At 62.3% G+C, this 14,223-nt stretch carries 13 protein-coding genes; 5 read left to right on the top strand and 8 right to left on the bottom strand.

Going from position 1 to position 14,223, the window contains the following annotated elements:
- Nucleotides 1-8: 8 nt before the first annotated feature.
- Together AC1D0N_RS15820 and AC1D0N_RS15815 are read right to left on the bottom strand one after the other, a co-directional pair.
- Nucleotides 9-1,322: a hypothetical protein gene (locus AC1D0N_RS15820; protein WP_477245417.1), complete on the bottom strand. Its 1,314-nt coding sequence runs from the start codon at nt 1,320-1,322 to the stop codon at nt 9-11.
- Between the two features lie 259 nt (nt 1,323-1,581).
- Entirely contained in the window at nt 1,582-2,835 is a 1,254-nt protein-coding gene (locus tag AC1D0N_RS15815) for a hypothetical protein (protein ID WP_477245415.1), read from the bottom strand.
- A 161-nt stretch (nt 2,836-2,996) separates the two neighbouring features.
- Here AC1D0N_RS15815 and AC1D0N_RS15810 point away from each other — a divergent pair, with 161 nt between their 5' ends.
- The 4 genes from AC1D0N_RS15810 to AC1D0N_RS15795 all read left to right on the top strand — a co-directional run bounded on the left by AC1D0N_RS15810 (nt 2,997) and on the right by AC1D0N_RS15795 (nt 6,678).
- The gene (locus AC1D0N_RS15810) at nt 2,997-4,037 is read left to right on the top strand and encodes a CapA family protein (protein WP_477245413.1); all 1,041 of its coding nucleotides are present in this window, start codon (nt 2,997-2,999) and stop codon (nt 4,035-4,037) included.
- A 152-nt stretch (nt 4,038-4,189) separates the two neighbouring features.
- Nucleotides 4,190-5,158: a hypothetical protein gene (locus AC1D0N_RS15805; RefSeq protein WP_477245411.1), complete on the top strand. Its 969-nt coding sequence runs from the start codon at nt 4,190-4,192 to the stop codon at nt 5,156-5,158.
- Nucleotides 5,159-5,498: 340 nt separating this feature from the next.
- Complete coding sequence (locus tag AC1D0N_RS15800; RefSeq protein ID WP_477245409.1) at nt 5,499-5,741, top strand: DUF1344 domain-containing protein; 243 nt, start codon at nt 5,499-5,501, stop codon at nt 5,739-5,741.
- A gap of 310 nt (nt 5,742-6,051) precedes the next feature.
- The gene (locus tag AC1D0N_RS15795; RefSeq protein ID WP_477245407.1) at nt 6,052-6,678 is read left to right on the top strand and encodes a hypothetical protein; all 627 of its coding nucleotides are present in this window, start codon (nt 6,052-6,054) and stop codon (nt 6,676-6,678) included.
- 20 nt (nt 6,679-6,698) lie between these two features.
- Here the strand turns inward: AC1D0N_RS15795 and AC1D0N_RS15790 are convergent, their stop codons facing one another.
- The 3 genes from AC1D0N_RS15790 to AC1D0N_RS15780 all read right to left on the bottom strand — a co-directional run bounded on the left by AC1D0N_RS15790 (nt 6,699) and on the right by AC1D0N_RS15780 (nt 8,693).
- A complete protein-coding gene (locus tag AC1D0N_RS15790) occupies nt 6,699-7,220 on the bottom strand; it encodes a hypothetical protein (protein WP_477245405.1) in 522 nt (173 codons plus the stop codon).
- A 136-nt stretch (nt 7,221-7,356) separates the two neighbouring features.
- Nucleotides 7,357-8,487, bottom strand: a complete 1,131-nt coding sequence (locus AC1D0N_RS15785; protein WP_477245403.1) for a hypothetical protein — start codon at nt 8,485-8,487, stop codon at nt 7,357-7,359.
- Nucleotides 8,488-8,492: 5 nt separating this feature from the next.
- Entirely contained in the window at nt 8,493-8,693 is a 201-nt protein-coding gene (locus AC1D0N_RS15780) for a hypothetical protein (protein WP_477245401.1), read from the bottom strand.
- 712 nt (nt 8,694-9,405) lie between these two features.
- Between AC1D0N_RS15780 and AC1D0N_RS15775 the strand changes: the two genes are divergently transcribed.
- Nucleotides 9,406-10,344 carry a diacylglycerol/lipid kinase family protein gene (locus AC1D0N_RS15775; protein WP_477245399.1) on the top strand — a complete coding sequence of 313 codons (939 nt, stop codon included), beginning with the start codon at nt 9,406-9,408 and terminating at the stop codon, nt 10,342-10,344.
- Between the two features lie 92 nt (nt 10,345-10,436).
- Here the strand turns inward: AC1D0N_RS15775 and AC1D0N_RS15770 are convergent, their stop codons facing one another.
- The 3 genes from AC1D0N_RS15770 to AC1D0N_RS15760 are packed head-to-tail and all read right to left on the bottom strand — an operon-like array spanning nt 10,437 to nt 14,181.
- A complete protein-coding gene (locus AC1D0N_RS15770) occupies nt 10,437-11,360 on the bottom strand; it encodes an NAD(P)-dependent oxidoreductase (protein WP_477245397.1) in 924 nt (307 codons plus the stop codon).
- Nucleotides 11,357-12,568: a mandelate racemase/muconate lactonizing enzyme family protein gene (locus AC1D0N_RS15765; protein ID WP_477245395.1), complete on the bottom strand. Its 1,212-nt coding sequence runs from the start codon at nt 12,566-12,568 to the stop codon at nt 11,357-11,359. Before AC1D0N_RS15765 ends, AC1D0N_RS15770 begins: the two co-directional genes overlap by 4 nt.
- Nucleotides 12,565-14,181, bottom strand: coding sequence for a GMC family oxidoreductase (locus tag AC1D0N_RS15760; RefSeq protein WP_477245393.1), 1,617 nt, complete (start codon nt 14,179-14,181; stop codon nt 12,565-12,567). Before AC1D0N_RS15760 ends, AC1D0N_RS15765 begins: the two co-directional genes overlap by 4 nt.
- Nucleotides 14,182-14,223 lie beyond the last annotated feature (42 nt).

Here is a 14,223-nt window from a genome sequence, read left to right as displayed (position 1 = left end):
GCGATCTGTTACTGGACTACCCTTTGGCTGATGATGCGCTTGTACATTCTGGGGGTGACTTCGGATGTGGAGACACCCTCCATTATGTAGTTCTTGTTCTTCTCATAGTACCTGACCAGAAGAGGGCGGGCCTCCACCAAGGTTTCATTTCCGGTGACGGCATCGTTTTCGCCAAGGGCGGCAACGAGATCCTTGTAAAAGGAGGTTTCGTCAGCGGGCGTCACGAAGACGAGCCGTTCGAATACGTTGCTGAACTTCGATTTGGCGCAGGCGCCCTGCTGCCTTGCATCGGAGAGGAGCTTGCCACCTTCTTTCTGGTCCAGCAGATTGTCGGCACTCGGCTGGCCCTTCTTCAACGCCAGCATCAGGATGCCGGCACGGGTCTTCGGACCGAAGGCGTTCGAGGCCTCGACGCACAAATAGTCCTGGATCATGGTGAGATCAGAGGGCTGGAGCTGCTTTTCCCAAGGTGTTATGGCTCCAGTGATCGGGTTCTTGATCGTTGTGTCGCCGCCCTTTTCGCGTGACCCGGAGTTGAATCCGCGCTCGGGTCCGGCCGCGGAATCGCCGATCACCTGTCTGGAGCCGACCGGCGTCTGGTTGATCGTGTTGTCCTCATCCACCGGGATGCCGCGGCTACCCAGCGTCGAGTAGTCGTTGATGTTGGTCTCGATCGCGAAAGGCAGGCAAAGGCGCAGATAGGAGCGCAGCGCATATTCGGCTTCGGGGCGGCTTTCATAGCGTGTGCCGGCGGTGTTCTCTCTGAAATCATGGCGCGCGCGCAGCACGATCGAGTTGATCGTCGAGGATTCGACCTCGAGCAGCAGCCGGGAATGATAGTTCTCGACGCTTTCGGTCAGCAGTCCGAAGGCATAGCCGACGAGGCTTATCGCCTTGCTCCCGGGGCTGACGATGGCAAGCACGCTGGCGGTCGCGCCCCTTAGATCATTGACCTCCGACAGAAACGGAGCCTTGGAGCGCTTCCTGTCATCGAGCCATTCGAGATAGCCATCGCATCGCCGGTCGATGTCATTCATGCCCTGGCGCACTATCATCGTCCAGACGGCGCGATCGGATAGCGGCAGGACACAGCCGGAGTAGCCCGCCTGCTCGCAAAGGAGACGGAAGTACTGGGTCTGCAGTTTGGTGGCGGCCGCCCCGTCGCTATAAGCCAGCTCCGAGCCGATGCCGTTGCTCAGATAGCTGCCGTTCGGTCCCTGGCAGGCGGCCAGGACCGAGGACAGAACTGCGAGCAGAACGATGCGTTTGTCGGTACGGATCCGGAAAAGCTTCCCGAAAAGCAACGCAAAGTTCAACAGCATGATGGATCGTCCCCGTCCTGGGACGATCATTTAATCGAAAAGGCGCGCCGATACTGTGAAACGGAACACTTTCGTGAGTTTATCCCCGATATCAACAGGGCATTGCCACGCGGCAAAACTGCGTATTTTTGGATCGAGAAGCGAGTTTTAAAACCTTATTTCATCGATTCAATAAGTTAAGATCATTGTCCGCATCCTGTCACCGCTCAACTGGCGGATGGCCACACTAAACTCGTGATCGCAAAAGAATTCGGTGCGCTCAATTGAACCACAGCGCAAACGTCAGAAACCCGCTGCCGCCGAACTGGCGCTGGATCTGGTTGAATTCCTCGCTGGTCAGGATCTTTCCGCTTTCGAGATAGGGGGCGATGGCCGGGCCGGTGATCGACAGCACCAGATCGAAGGTTTTCGGTTCGTCGAAGAACCGCTTCATGTTGATGCCTTTGCCGGTGATGCGGAAATGCGGCAGCAAGGTGCGGCCTTCGAGCAGATCCTCGGCCATGGTCAAGGTGGCGAGCCAGGCCTGGACCTGCTCCTCGCCGACTTCGAGGCCGGTGAGCCGGTTGGTGCCTTTCTGCTGCGGGCCGGGCAGCCATTCGCGGTCATTGTCGGTCTCGGCGCGGATCGATTTCCAGTCTTCGCGCGACAGCCGGATCATTTCCAGCAGATGACGCCGCGCCGCTTGCCGGCGTTCGGGCTCGACAACCGGCCAGTTGACCAGATGCACCAGGGAGATGAAATCGGCGAAGCGCCATTCGGACGAGAAGATGCTGCCGCCCATGCCGCCGTCCGGCGGGACGAGAATGTCCTGCAGCGGCAGTTTTGCGCGCGGAAACAGCATGTGAAACGAGCCGTCGAACATGTTCCTGAAGTCATGCGCCAGCCAAAAATCCGCCTGCGCCATCAGGAAATCGGCATAGCCCTGCAGCCAGAAACCGTCGGCGCGGTCGAAGCGGAAGATGAGCGGGGTGGCGTCGGGCGCATCGCCGCTTTTGTTGGACAGTGCCGCCATGATTGCCGCGAGACTTTCCTGCGGCGTGATGTTGCCATCCTCGTCAAGGTCTACGCCGACATGGGCGAGATCGATCTCCATGCCTATATCGGCATCGGCCGGCACTGAGCCCAGCGTTGCCGTGGATTTTTCAAGCCGGTCGCGGAAAGCGACAAGGATGGCGCGAAACTGCTCGTAGGTCAGCGGCTCGGGATTGGGATTGTCCGGCACCGGCAGCCGCATCAGCGGCAGCATGAAGGATTGCGGACTTTCGAAACCGTGGCGGTGCAGGCCACCGGCGAGGATCTCCAGCGCGGTGAAGAATTCGCCGGCGCCGGCGGCATAGGCTGAGGCTGGATCGGTTGGGGCCGCGGCTTCGAGCGTGGCGAGCGCGGCGTTTCGCTCGGCCACGGTTTTCGCTTCGAACAGCGCGCTCGCTGCTTCGGGCGCCGCGGCGCTGGCGGAAGACAGCGGCAGCAGCAGAATGAACGCTGATGCCAGCAGGCTCGAAAGTCGCTTCATGTTGATCCTCCGATGTGCCGTTCCGCAGCAACCATACACGCATCTGCTGCGCTGCGCCTGTCGGTCCTGATGCGGTGCGAGCCTGTATTTCAATTGGCCAAGAGTCGACACTTCAACCATCCCAGCAGACAGTCTACACAAGGCAAACGATTGGGCATTGCGTGTCGAACTATCCGCTCTCCTATAAACTGTCGTGGCTGCCGCGCTTCCTGAAGCCTTCGCTCAGTGGCGATATCAGTGGCTTTGCGCCGGCAGCCGCAACCATGATCGAACCGCCGCCGGCGCGGACGGTGCGGCTGGCCTTCGTTGGCGACATCTCGGCGGTTGCCAATCGTGCCGTGCCCGAATGCGATCCGGCCATCGTGGCGCTGCTTGGTACCGCCGATCTGGTGATCGGCAATTGCGAAAGTCCGGTCGTGGAGCGACCAAGCGACGTAGTCGGCACGCGGCTCGGCACGCACCATGCGATGACCGAGCGGTTTCTTGCAGACGCACTGGCGGCTGTCGGCATACAGCGTGAAAAACTCGTGCTGTCGCTGGCCAACAACCATGTGTTCGACCAGGGCGTGGCGGGCTTCGAGGAGACGGTTGCGGCGCTCAAGCGCCTCGGCATCCGCAGCATAGGCACCACTGCCAAAGGTCCGGTCGCGCGGCTTGCGGTTGGGCCGCTGACCATCGGCTTTGCCGCCCTCACCCTGTGGCGCAATGCCGATGCGGCTTTGTTTGCCGGCCGCGTGTCCATGCAGAGCGATCCGGCGCGATGGCAGCGCGATGCTGCAAAGGGTGTCGATCTGCTCTGCGCGGTGCCGCATTGGGACTGGGAGTTCCGGCATTTTCCGCGCAGCGAAACGCGGGCGCTGGCCAGGCAGCTGGCCGGCCACGGCGTTGGCCTGGTCGCCGGCCACCACGCCCATGTCGTGCAGCCGGTTGAGCGGCTCGGCAAAGCGCTTGTCGCCTATGGGCTCGGCGATTTTCTTGGCACCGCCTTTGCCCGCCAGCCATGGCCCGGCCGCATCGGTTGCATTTTCGTCGTCGACGTTAGTGCCGATCTCGGCAAGCGCGGCGCGATCGCCGCCTACGGGCTGCACCCTTTCATGCGGCTGCGCGCCGGCAATCATGAGCGGCTGGTGCCGGTGGCGGCGCTGCAGGGCCGGCTACGCGGCAAGGTCGAGGGTCGGTTGAAGACGATCTTTGGCGGCTGACGACTTTCCCGCGAAAGCGGCTATCATGGGCCACTAGAGCGTTTCACCGTTTCGCGGAAACGGCGATCCGCTCTATCTCTGTTTTTACGCGATTCCGGACGGAAAACCGCTCACACTTTTCCTGGAATTGCTCAAAGGCTTGCGAGGGGGCGATGGAAACAGCAGATTTCATGCCGAGCGAAGCGGTGATCGCTGGCATCAGGAAAAATATCGAAGCTTATGAGGCCGGACGGGCGTCGGCCTACCGCCAGGTGCGCTGGCGGGTGCCGGTGTTTTTGGGGCCGCTGCTGGTCTTTGTCGTGCTGGTGGCCTGGCTGTTCAACAAGGTCGCCGACGCCAACGAGCAGTGGTTCTCGACACCGCATGTGTTCCTCTATGTCGGCTGCTTCTTCACAGCGCTGCTGCTCTATTTCCTGGCGATCACACCGGCGACGCGGCTGCAGCAATCGTTTCGCGACACGCTGCTTCCGATCATCTTCGGTTTCATCAGAGATATGCGCTATCAGCATGGCGTGACGCCGAATTCCTTCGACCGGCTGCCGCGCGCCGTGGTCGGCTCCTTCAACCGGCAGGCCTTCGACGACATCGTGTCCGGCCGCTACGAGGACTTTCCGTTCGAACTCTACGAGGCAGAGTTGCGCGTAGGGACGGCCAAAAGCTCGTCGACGGTATTCAAAGGCGTCATCGTTGCCTTCGAGACGATTGCGCCGTTCCCCGGCATATTGGTGGCGGCGCGGCGGGCCAATGCGGTCGTCGGTTTCTTCCGCAGCATATTCACAGCAAAGATGCAGGAATTGTCATCCGGCGACGCGGCGCTCGATGCTGCCTACGAATTTCGCACCGACAATATCGCGGCCGCCCAGCCGCTGGTGACCGGCCGGCTGGCGCAGGCGCTGAAATGGCTGCATGAAACATGGCCCGAGGACCAGGCACGGGTGGCGCTCAACGGCAGCGACGGTTTCCTGCTTTTGCCGCAGCCGAAGAATTTTTTCGAACTGCCCGCTATTTCCGTGCCGCTCGACTACACCAGCCACATCGCGCCGATGATCGCCGACATGGGCGCTATGCTGGCGACGGCGGCGCTGGTGCGCAAGATCGGCGCGAAAGACGACGCGGGCTAGCCGGATCAGGAAACAAAATGTGTCCTCGGCGATGTTATGAGAACCATTTCGCGATGCCGCCGGCCGCGAAATGCGGCAGGCGCGTGATGGTCACAAGACGGTTGTTTCGGGCGACTAACCGACTCTTTTCGTGGGAAAAGCGCTGTAGCAGGCGACCGCCCGATTGGCCGGATCAGCGGGACCGTCTGACAATGTGTCAGAATTAAGTAGCTGATTCTGTTTGCAAAATTCATTCAACGTGATTTGCGGCCGGTAGCTTTCCGTACCAGCTTCGGGGCGTTCGGTGGCTGCCGCTTCCACGAGGCAGCGGTCCCGGCAAACTGAAACGGAGTACCTACCGATGAAGAAAATCCTTGTGACCACCGCCGCCATGCTCGCCTTAGTTGGCACCGCCTATGCCGCGACCGTTCAAGGCACCATCCAGGCGGTCGATCCGACAACCAAGTCGATCACGCTGGACGACGGCAAGATCTACCAGCTGCCGCCGGAAGCGGCGATCGAAAAACTGAAGATCGGCGCCAAGGTGGCGGTGACCGTCGACGACAAGACCGGGCTGGTCACGTCGATCGAAAAAGCTTCGTAGAGATATTGCCGGCAGCAGCCTGCTGTCGGAACCTTTTTCAACAATGCCCCCTGTCCCAGGAGTGGTCGGTCCCGTCCGGGGCCGGCCGCTTTCATGCCGATGTTGCCAGTCAGCGCCAGGCGACCAGGATGACGCTCATCAACCCCACCGGCTGCATTCTGCGGCCACGGAATTGCTGGCGTCCTATCCGGAATTGCCGGCGTTCCTCGCCAGCAAACGGCAATTTGATCCGATGGCGCTGTTTTCCTCGACCTTCTGCCGTGCGATCAAAGCGCTGAGCGGCGTGGCATAGCAGACGACAGGAGCGGCGATGCGAACGAGATCAGCGGCGATGGCACTGGCTGTTGTGGCGCTTTGCTGCGGCCCGGCAGGATCGGAAGACCTCAAGGCGTTCAAGCTGACGATCGACGGCGTCGCCGTCGATATCGATGCCGGCGAGAGCGTCGACGTCACCTTGCCGGATGGGAAGAAGGCCAAGGCGACGCTCCAGCGCAACGACTTCGCCACCTTTTCTGGTGACCATTTCTCCTTCGTCCATCCAAGCGACGTCCAGGTCACCAAGACCGATCTGGATGAGCACACCAGCCAGTATCTGATGGCGTCGGCGCTCGGAACGATCGTCATCCTGCAAGAATATTCGGCAATGAACCCGGTGGCGCTCAACCAGCTGATGCTGCAGGAGATGACTAAGGAATCGGTGCAAGCGGGCGCGACGCTCACCCAGGAGCCGACAACGCGCAAGCTTGCCGATGGCAGGGAACTGACCGGCATCCGTGCCACGGTCAAAACGCGAACCGAAAGCGCCGACTATGAGGTGCTCAGCTTCGGCGCGTCGGATCAGGGCGTCATCATGGTCACGCGCCTTGGCGAGGAAAACGCCAAGACCGAAGGGCCGCTGATCGACAGATTCTGGCAGAGCCTTGAAATTAAGCTTTAGAGCCTGTTGTCCAGTCGGGCTTACAGCCCGTCCGGCATCAGCCCCGTCAGCCAGTTCGCCGACCGCTTGGCGATGCCGACAGTCGCGGACGCGGCGCGGCCGAGGTCGGTCTTGACCACGGCGTAACCGTTTTTCGTGCGATAGAGCACGCCGGTTCCGCCATTGACCACTTGTTCATAGGCGACGGGCCGGGCAGCGGCCGCGTCCATGGCCGTCGTCGGCGAGCCGACGGGGACGCTCGGCCGATGGCTCAGTTCCGGCGGCAGCGGGCTTTCAACCCTGACGACCTTGCTGACAGGCTTCAACTCCGGGCGGGACGCGGTCGCGGCCAGTTGCGAGGAGGACGACGAGCCCTTCGTGCGGCAGATGCCGGAGACCAGCGGGTAGTTGAAATTTTTCTGGTGCAACATCTGGCTTTTCATCGCCGCCTGGCAGTCGGCGATGGTCGCCCATTTGGCCGGCGTTTCGCCGATATACTCGCAGAGCTTGGCGTCGCAGTCGCAGCCGACGATGGTCATGGCGACAAGGGCGGTCTTGATCACGGTCTTGTCCCTTCGAATTGCCCCACGGCAGCCTCTCCATCGCTGCGGAACAAGGCGGGATTTTGGCCACGATCAAGGAATGAGCGCGGCGAAGCGCGACATGACGCCCAAGGGTGCCAGCTGTGACCGAAAAACCTCAGTAATCGTAGACGTGTTCGAGCTTGGCGCCGGCCTTGATCAGCGCCGGCAGCACCAGATGCAGCTTGCGCACGGCAACGGTCAGGCCGGTGCGGTGCATCTCCGGTTGGGCCGGAAGCGGGTAGCTGAACAAGATGCGGGCACCCTCCGGCGGGGCGACCTCGCTGGCGGATAGAACGCTGATCATGATCTCGTCATTGCCGCCGATTTCGACGAAGGAAACGCCCTTGTCGATCAGCCGCGGGATCATCTCGGTGAACACCTGGTAGCGTTTGGTGACGAAGATCGTGCCGTCAGCGCCGAAATCGCGCTCGAGCAAGGTGTCGGCCTCATCGTGCGTCGCTTCGCCGACCGGCCCTTTGGCCCAGACATGGATGTCGCGCAGGGCCGGGCCAGAGGTGGCGGCGAGTGCCTTGGTGATCAGGTCGGCGCAGGCTTGCTTGATCGTGTCGGCGAGGCCGAAGGCGAGCTTGCGTTCGCTGGTGCGTACGCCGCTGTCGCCCGGCGCCGGCTGCACGGCAAACAGTCCGGCACGCTTGTCGGCATAGGGAAACTGATACCATGGCACCTGATCGAGAAAGCTCGCATATTCGCCCGCCACCTTGGCCTGGTAGATGTCGGCGGCGGTACGCTTGCCGGCGGTTGCCTCGGTGATGCGGCCGACCGTGTTCTCATAGGCCCATTGCAGGGCATGCTCGATCGTGTGGCTGGTGCCGATGACGACCAGCATCTGATGTTTGTCGAAGTTGAATTTGTCGCTCGCGCTGGCCCGGATCATCATCGCGTAGTCCTGCCAGAAGCGGCCGACATAGGCGAAGTAGGGGAAGCCGCTCGGCTGGTTCTTGTCGACGAAGCCGGCATAGTCGCGGGCGGCGTAGACGATCGACCATTCGGGGTAGGTGAGGTAGGTCGATTCCTCCGGCCGCTGGTAGCCGGGAAGCTCGGCCCGGACCTTGTCGGCCAGCGCCTTCGGCGGCGCGCCATCGGCAATGCCCGCCAGAGGTGCGGTGTCCAGCGACGGCGTGGTCAGGAAGCCGTAGCTCAACCCGACGATCGGGATGAGGATGACAATGACGATCAGCCAGAGGATCGTCTTGATGATGCGCTTCAGCCAGCGGAACAGGAACATTCCGGTCAGGCCGTGGCGAAGTGGTCGGTGCCGGCGTCGAGGCAGCCCGAACCGGTGATCAGGCCGAGCAAACCGTCGAACAGACAGACCGAGCCGAGCTTGAAATAGGACACCGCCTGGCGATGAGACATGAAGGCCGCCGCCTCCGCCCAGACGCCGGAGAAGGCGTGCAGCAGGTCATCGGCAAGCTTCTGGATCAGCGTCATGAAGTATCCCCCTTCAAGCGACGCGACGATAGTAGCCGATTCTGCCGCAGGGTGAAGCGGCACCACGACAGGTTGTGGGGGATGGCCAAAAGACAGTCGGCGCCGGGATTTCTCCCAGCGCCTCCCTGTCAGATCAGGACACGGTCGCGGCAGCAACTTCCGTAAAGTCATCGCGCCTTGCCGGCCTTGATTTTGACGGTCCTGCCAGTCACCACCCGAGGGCAGTGCCCGTTCCAGACCACGCCGATCTCCACCCTTGCGAGCTTCGCCCAGCGCGCCATCGAAGGTTTTTGCCGTCCTTCATGGCAGCATCGGTCCGCCGTTGGCGTTCGCACGCTTTCCGCGGCCCCGTAGGTCTCGGCATCCATCCCTCCAACAGGCAAGCCTGCTCTCGTTCCGGGCCGTACGGGCCTCAGGAAATCCGCCTTTTCGCTTTGCCTTTCGGCGTGGCGATCGGTAGCCGCCTGAGATGGGTTCAACGTACGCCGGGGAAGTGGTTTGCGATACTGCTGCGAGCCTGTGGATAGCGGGATTATCGGGGACTACGTTCGGCAGCGAAGGGATTTTTTCGGCCGCACCTGACCGACAGGCGGGTCCAGTCATTTGTGGTATGCTCGGGACATTCGACCTTGCTCTGCAGTCCGGCGCGGTCTTCAATGCCGGCAAAGGATTCGAGGCGCAAGCGTCTTCGATCTCCCTGGGGAGGGTGTGCTTGAAGGTCGGGGTCATTCTCAATCCGATTGCCGGCGGCGGCCGGCTGAAACGGCATTGGCCGGAGGTCGCCGCCTCGCTGAAAAAGCACTTTGGCGATTTCGAACTGCGCGAGACGCAAGCCGAGGGCGATGCCGAACGGCTGGCGCTCGACCTGGCGGCAACCGGCTTCGACCTGGTGATCGCGGCGGGTGGCGATGGCACCGCCAGCGAAGTGGCCGATGGGCTGTTGCAGGCCTCCCAGGAAAGCGGCCGGACGACCGAGCTTGGCCTTTTGCCTTGCGGCACCGGCATCGACTTTGCCCGCGGGCTCGGCCTGCCGAAAGAGGTGGACGATACGCTGAAGCGGATCGCCGAGGCCAAGGCTCGCACGGTCGATGCCGGGCGCATCTGCTACATCGACGATCATGGCGCGCTGGCCAGTCGGCACTTCATCAACATCGCCAGTCTCGGCCTGTCCGGCGCCACCGATCGCGCGGTCAACGCCGACAAGCGCAAGGGCAAGATGTCGGCCAAGGCGCTGTTCCTGTGGCGCACCGTGGTCGAGTTCGCCCGCTACCGCTTCCAGGATGTGAGGATCACCGTCGATGACGGCGTCCCGGTCGAAGCGCGCATGGCGCTGGTGGCGGTGGCCAACGGAAAATTCTTCGGTGGCGGCATGATGATCGCGCCCGACGCCGAGCTGGACGACGGCCAGTTCGACATCGTCATCCTGCGCGCGGCGGGCAAGCTGAAGCTGATCTGGGACATCCGCCTGCTCTATGGCGGCCGACACCGCAACCATCCGGCGATCACCATCCTGCGCGGCAAGAAAGTGGTTGTCGAACCGCTGGGCGATGTGGAAAAGAACGGCGCGCTGGTCGACATAGACGGTGAGTCGCCAGGGCGGATACCGGCCACCTTTGAGATCCTGCCTGGGGCGCTGACGCTCAGATATTGATTCAAGACGTTGAGAGATTGATTCAGGCAGCTGCGGGCTTGATTCCGCCCGGCTGCCCAATTCGCTGAAATCGCTGGTAAAATTTAGCCGCCTCAGATTTCCAGCTTGGCCGGGAAGCCCGGCGCGCGCAGGTCGGTTCCAACTGCATCTTCGAGCAGCTTGACGATCTGGGTCGACCAGGCACCGCCGCCATAGGCTTCCTTGCCCTGCTCAAAAATCGCGTTGACGCATGATGCCAGGTCGAGCGGCACACTGAAATCCTTGCCCATGCCGAGCGCAAAGCCGAGGTCCTTCAGCGCCAGGTCCATGGTGAAGCCGATGTCGTAGGAGCCGTTCAGCACCAGTTGGCTTTCGGTCTCGTGGACGAAGCTGTTGCCGGAGGAAGCAACAATGGCGTGGTAGGACTGGGCGAGGTCGAGCCCGCCCTGTTTGGCCAGCATCAGCGCTTCGCCGGCGGCGACGAGATGGATGAAGGCCAGCATGTTGGTGATGACCTTGATCACCGCCGCTGAGCCAACGGACCCCATCAGGAACGATTTTGCGCACATCGCCTCGATGGCCGGGCGATGGCGCGCATAGAGCGCCGCATCGCCGCCGACCAGCGCGGTGATCTTGCCGACCGCCGCCAGATGCACGCCACCGGTGACCGGGCATTCTAGCGTCTCGATGCCGCTGGCCGAGGCGAGGGCTGCCAGCCGCAGGATTTCGTCGCGGCCGTTGGTCGACATCTCGATCCAGGTGCCGCCCTTGGGCAGACCTTCGAGCAACCCGTCCGGGCCGGCCAGCACCGCTTCGCTGATCTTGGGCGAGGGCAGGCACGTGATGGCGTTACCGGCACGGGCGGCGGCTTCGGCCGGACTTTTGGCAGCCGTAGCACCGAGCGCCACCAGGCGTTCGACGGCAGTGGGGTCGCGGTCATAGACGGTGACGGCAAAGCCATTGCGGATCAGGCTGGCGGCAAGGTTACCGCCGAGATGGCCAAGACCGATGAAGGCGTAGTTTTCGCGCGTGCTCACGGCATCAACGGCGTCTGCATCATCTGCAAATGCAGTTCCTTGCCGGTGAAGGGATGCGCGTCGCAGACGGCTTCGTTGAGCTCGACGCCGAGGCCGGGTTCCCCCGACGGAATGACATTGCCGTCCTGCCATTCGATCTTTGTCTTCAGCAGCGTCGCGTGAAAACCGTCCCACTGCTTCAACGATTCTAGGATGAGGAAGTTGGGCAGCGTCACCGCCAGCTGGATGTTGGCCGCGCCGACGATCGGTCCGCAATAGCAATGCGGAGCGACCTGGATGTGGTAGGCCTCGGCCATGGCGGCGATCTTCTTGGTCTCGAGAATGCCGCCGGAGCGGCCGAGATCGGGCTGCAGGATGGTCGCGGCGCGGTTCTCGATAACGCGGGCAAACTCGAACTTGGTCGTCAGCCTTTCGCCGGTGGCGATCGGTATCGACGTGCCCCGCGCAACCTGCGCCATCACTTCGGGCATATCAGGCGGAACCGGCTCCTCGAACCACAGCGGGTCATAGGGCTCGATGGCGCGTGCCATGCGCAACGCGCCAGAGGCGGTGAACTGGCCGTGCGTGCCGAACAGGATGTCGGCTCTTGTGCCGACCGCTTCGCGGATCGCCTTGATCATGCGCGTGGAGAGGTCGATGTCGACGAGGCGCGGCTGGTGGCCGTCGAAGGCGGTGTAGGGGCCGGCCGGATCGAGCTTGACCGCGGTAAAGCCCTGTTCGACATATTCGAGCGCGCAGGCTGCGGCCAGATCGGGGTCGTTGTAGACGTTCTTGCCGTGCGCATCCTCGGAATGGACGCTGCCCGTATGCGGATAGAGGTAGGTGTAGGAGCGCAGCGTCTCGTGCACCTGGCCGCCAAGCAGTTTGTAGACCGGTTTGTTGGCTTCCTTGCCGATAATGTCCCAGCAGGCCATTTCGAGTGCGGAAAAACAGCCCATGCCGGAAACATCCGGGCGCTGGGTGAAGCCGGAGGAATAGGCGCGACGAAAGAAGTTTTCGATGTCGTGCGGGTCGCGTCCCAGGAGATAGCGCTCGGCCATGTCCTCGACCATCTTCGCCGTGACATGGGCGGAGAAGGTGGCGTTGTAGGCCTCGCCATAGCCGACGACGCCGCCATCGGTGGTGAGCTTGACGAAGATGAAATACTTGCCGCCGATGCCGGGCGGCGGATTGCCGACAACCCAGGTCTTGACGTCGGTGATCTTCATTTTTGATCCTCCAGGACCAGTTCGGCGCCCTTCCATCCGGTGAGGATAGAGGCGGCGTTGGTGTTGCCGGTGATGTTGTCGGGAAAAATCGAGGCGTCAATGACGCGCAGGCCTTCGAGACCGTGCACTTTCAAGCGCGGGTCGACGACGGCGCGCGCGGGATCAGGTCCCATGCGGCAGGTCGACACCGGGTGGTAGACGGTGCCCGAGCGCTTCCGAAAATCCGTGATCAAGTCCGCGTCCGAATTGATCGATGGACCCGGCAGAACCTCTTCCTCGATGATTTCGGCCATTGCAGGCATCGAAGCGATATTGCGAACGAACTTCACCGCTGCCAGCATCTCTTCGACATCCGCATTGGTGGAATAGGCGTTGGCGACGATCTTGGGATAGTCGCGCGGATTGCTGGAGCGGATCATGATCTCGCCGCGGCTCGATGGGCGGCAATTGGACAGGCCGATGGAAAAGCCCGGCCACGGATCGGGGGTCAGGATCGGGCGCTCGCCGCTTTTCGGAATGAGCGTCGAGAAGGCCTGGAAATAGAGCTGCATGTTGGGCCGCGTCGCCGCCGGATCGGTACGGAAGAAGCCGCCGGCATGGTTCATCGACAGCGACAGCGGGCCGGAACGGGTCAGGATGTATTGCATGCCGACCAGCAGCTTGCCCCACCACGGGCGCAGGATCTGGTTGAGCGTCGGCAGCCTACCCTTGAAAGTATAGTTGATGCCGACATGGTCCTGCAGGTTGGCGCCGACATTCTCGTTGGCATGGATGACGGGTATGCCGAGGATGCCAAGCAGCGCCTGGGGGCCAATGCCGGACAGTTGCAGCAGCTGCGGTGAATTGATCGAGCCACCTGAAAGGATCACTTCACGACCGGCGCGGGCGGTCTTTGTCTCGCCGTTCTGCAGATATTCGATGCCGACGGCGCGTTTGCCCTCAAGCAGAATTCTGGTCGCCAGCGCATTCATCTCGACGCGGACGTTTTCTCGTTTCATCGCCGGATGCAGAAAAGCCCGCGCCGCCGACATGCGGCGGCCGTTCCTGGTGGTGATCTGATAGACGCCGACACCCTCCTGCGCTGCGCCGTTGAAATCCGGGTTGAGCGGCAGCCCGGCCTGTTGGCCCGCTGCGAGATAACGGCTGGTCAGCGGATGGACTGACTTCGAGCAATCGGTGATGTGCAGTGGCCCGCCGACACCGCGCCATGCGTCGGCGCCGGCCTGATTGTCCTCCAGCGCCTTGAAGGCGGGCAGGAGGTCGTCAAAACCCCAGCCGGGATTGCCGGCGGCTGCCCAGGCATCGAAATCCTCGCGTGCGCCGCGGATCCAGACCATGGCGTTGATCGAACTCGAACCGCCGAGCAATTTGCCGCGCGGCCAGTGGTCGATATTGCCGCCAAGGCCGGGATCCGGCTCGGTCTTGTAGTTCCAGTTGACCGCTGGATCGAAAAAAGTCTTGCCGTAGCCGAGCGGCATCTGCACGTAGAAGCGGCGGTCGGTGCTGCCGGCTTCCAGCACCAGCACCGAGAAACGGCCGGAAGCCGACAGTTTTTCCGCCAGAACCGAGCCGGCCGAGCCGGAGCCGACGACGATGAAATCAAAACTCTGCATGGTGGCTGCGGGCGGCTCCGGAATTTCAGGCTGCAGCCTAGA

It is taken from the genome of Mesorhizobium sp. P2_E10 (genome assembly GCF_056404235.1).
The sequence above is the reverse complement of the archived record's forward strand: the minus strand, read 5'-3'. Positions and strand labels throughout refer to the sequence as shown.

Coding starts and splice junctions, on each gene's coding strand:
- AC1D0N_RS15785 (WP_477245403.1), bottom strand. CDS start 8,487: ATGTTCCTGTTCCGCTGGCTGAAGCGCATCATCAAGACGATCCTCTGG.
- AC1D0N_RS15780 (WP_477245401.1), bottom strand. CDS start 8,693: ATGACGCTGATCCAGAAGCTTGCCGATGACCTGCTGCACGCCTTCTCC.
- AC1D0N_RS15765 (WP_477245395.1), bottom strand. CDS start 12,568: ATGAAGATCACCGACGTCAAGACCTGGGTTGTCGGCAATCCGCCGCCC.
- AC1D0N_RS15795 (WP_477245407.1), top strand. CDS start 6,052: ATGCGAACGAGATCAGCGGCGATGGCACTGGCTGTTGTGGCGCTTTGC.
- AC1D0N_RS15820 (WP_477245417.1), bottom strand. CDS start 1,322: ATGCTGTTGAACTTTGCGTTGCTTTTCGGGAAGCTTTTCCGGATCCGT.
- AC1D0N_RS15805 (WP_477245411.1), top strand. CDS start 4,190: ATGGAAACAGCAGATTTCATGCCGAGCGAAGCGGTGATCGCTGGCATC.
- AC1D0N_RS15815 (WP_477245415.1), bottom strand. CDS start 2,835: ATGAAGCGACTTTCGAGCCTGCTGGCATCAGCGTTCATTCTGCTGCTG.
- AC1D0N_RS15800 (WP_477245409.1), top strand. CDS start 5,499: ATGAAGAAAATCCTTGTGACCACCGCCGCCATGCTCGCCTTAGTTGGC.
- AC1D0N_RS15760 (WP_477245393.1), bottom strand. CDS start 14,181: ATGCAGAGTTTTGATTTCATCGTCGTCGGCTCCGGCTCGGCCGGCTCG.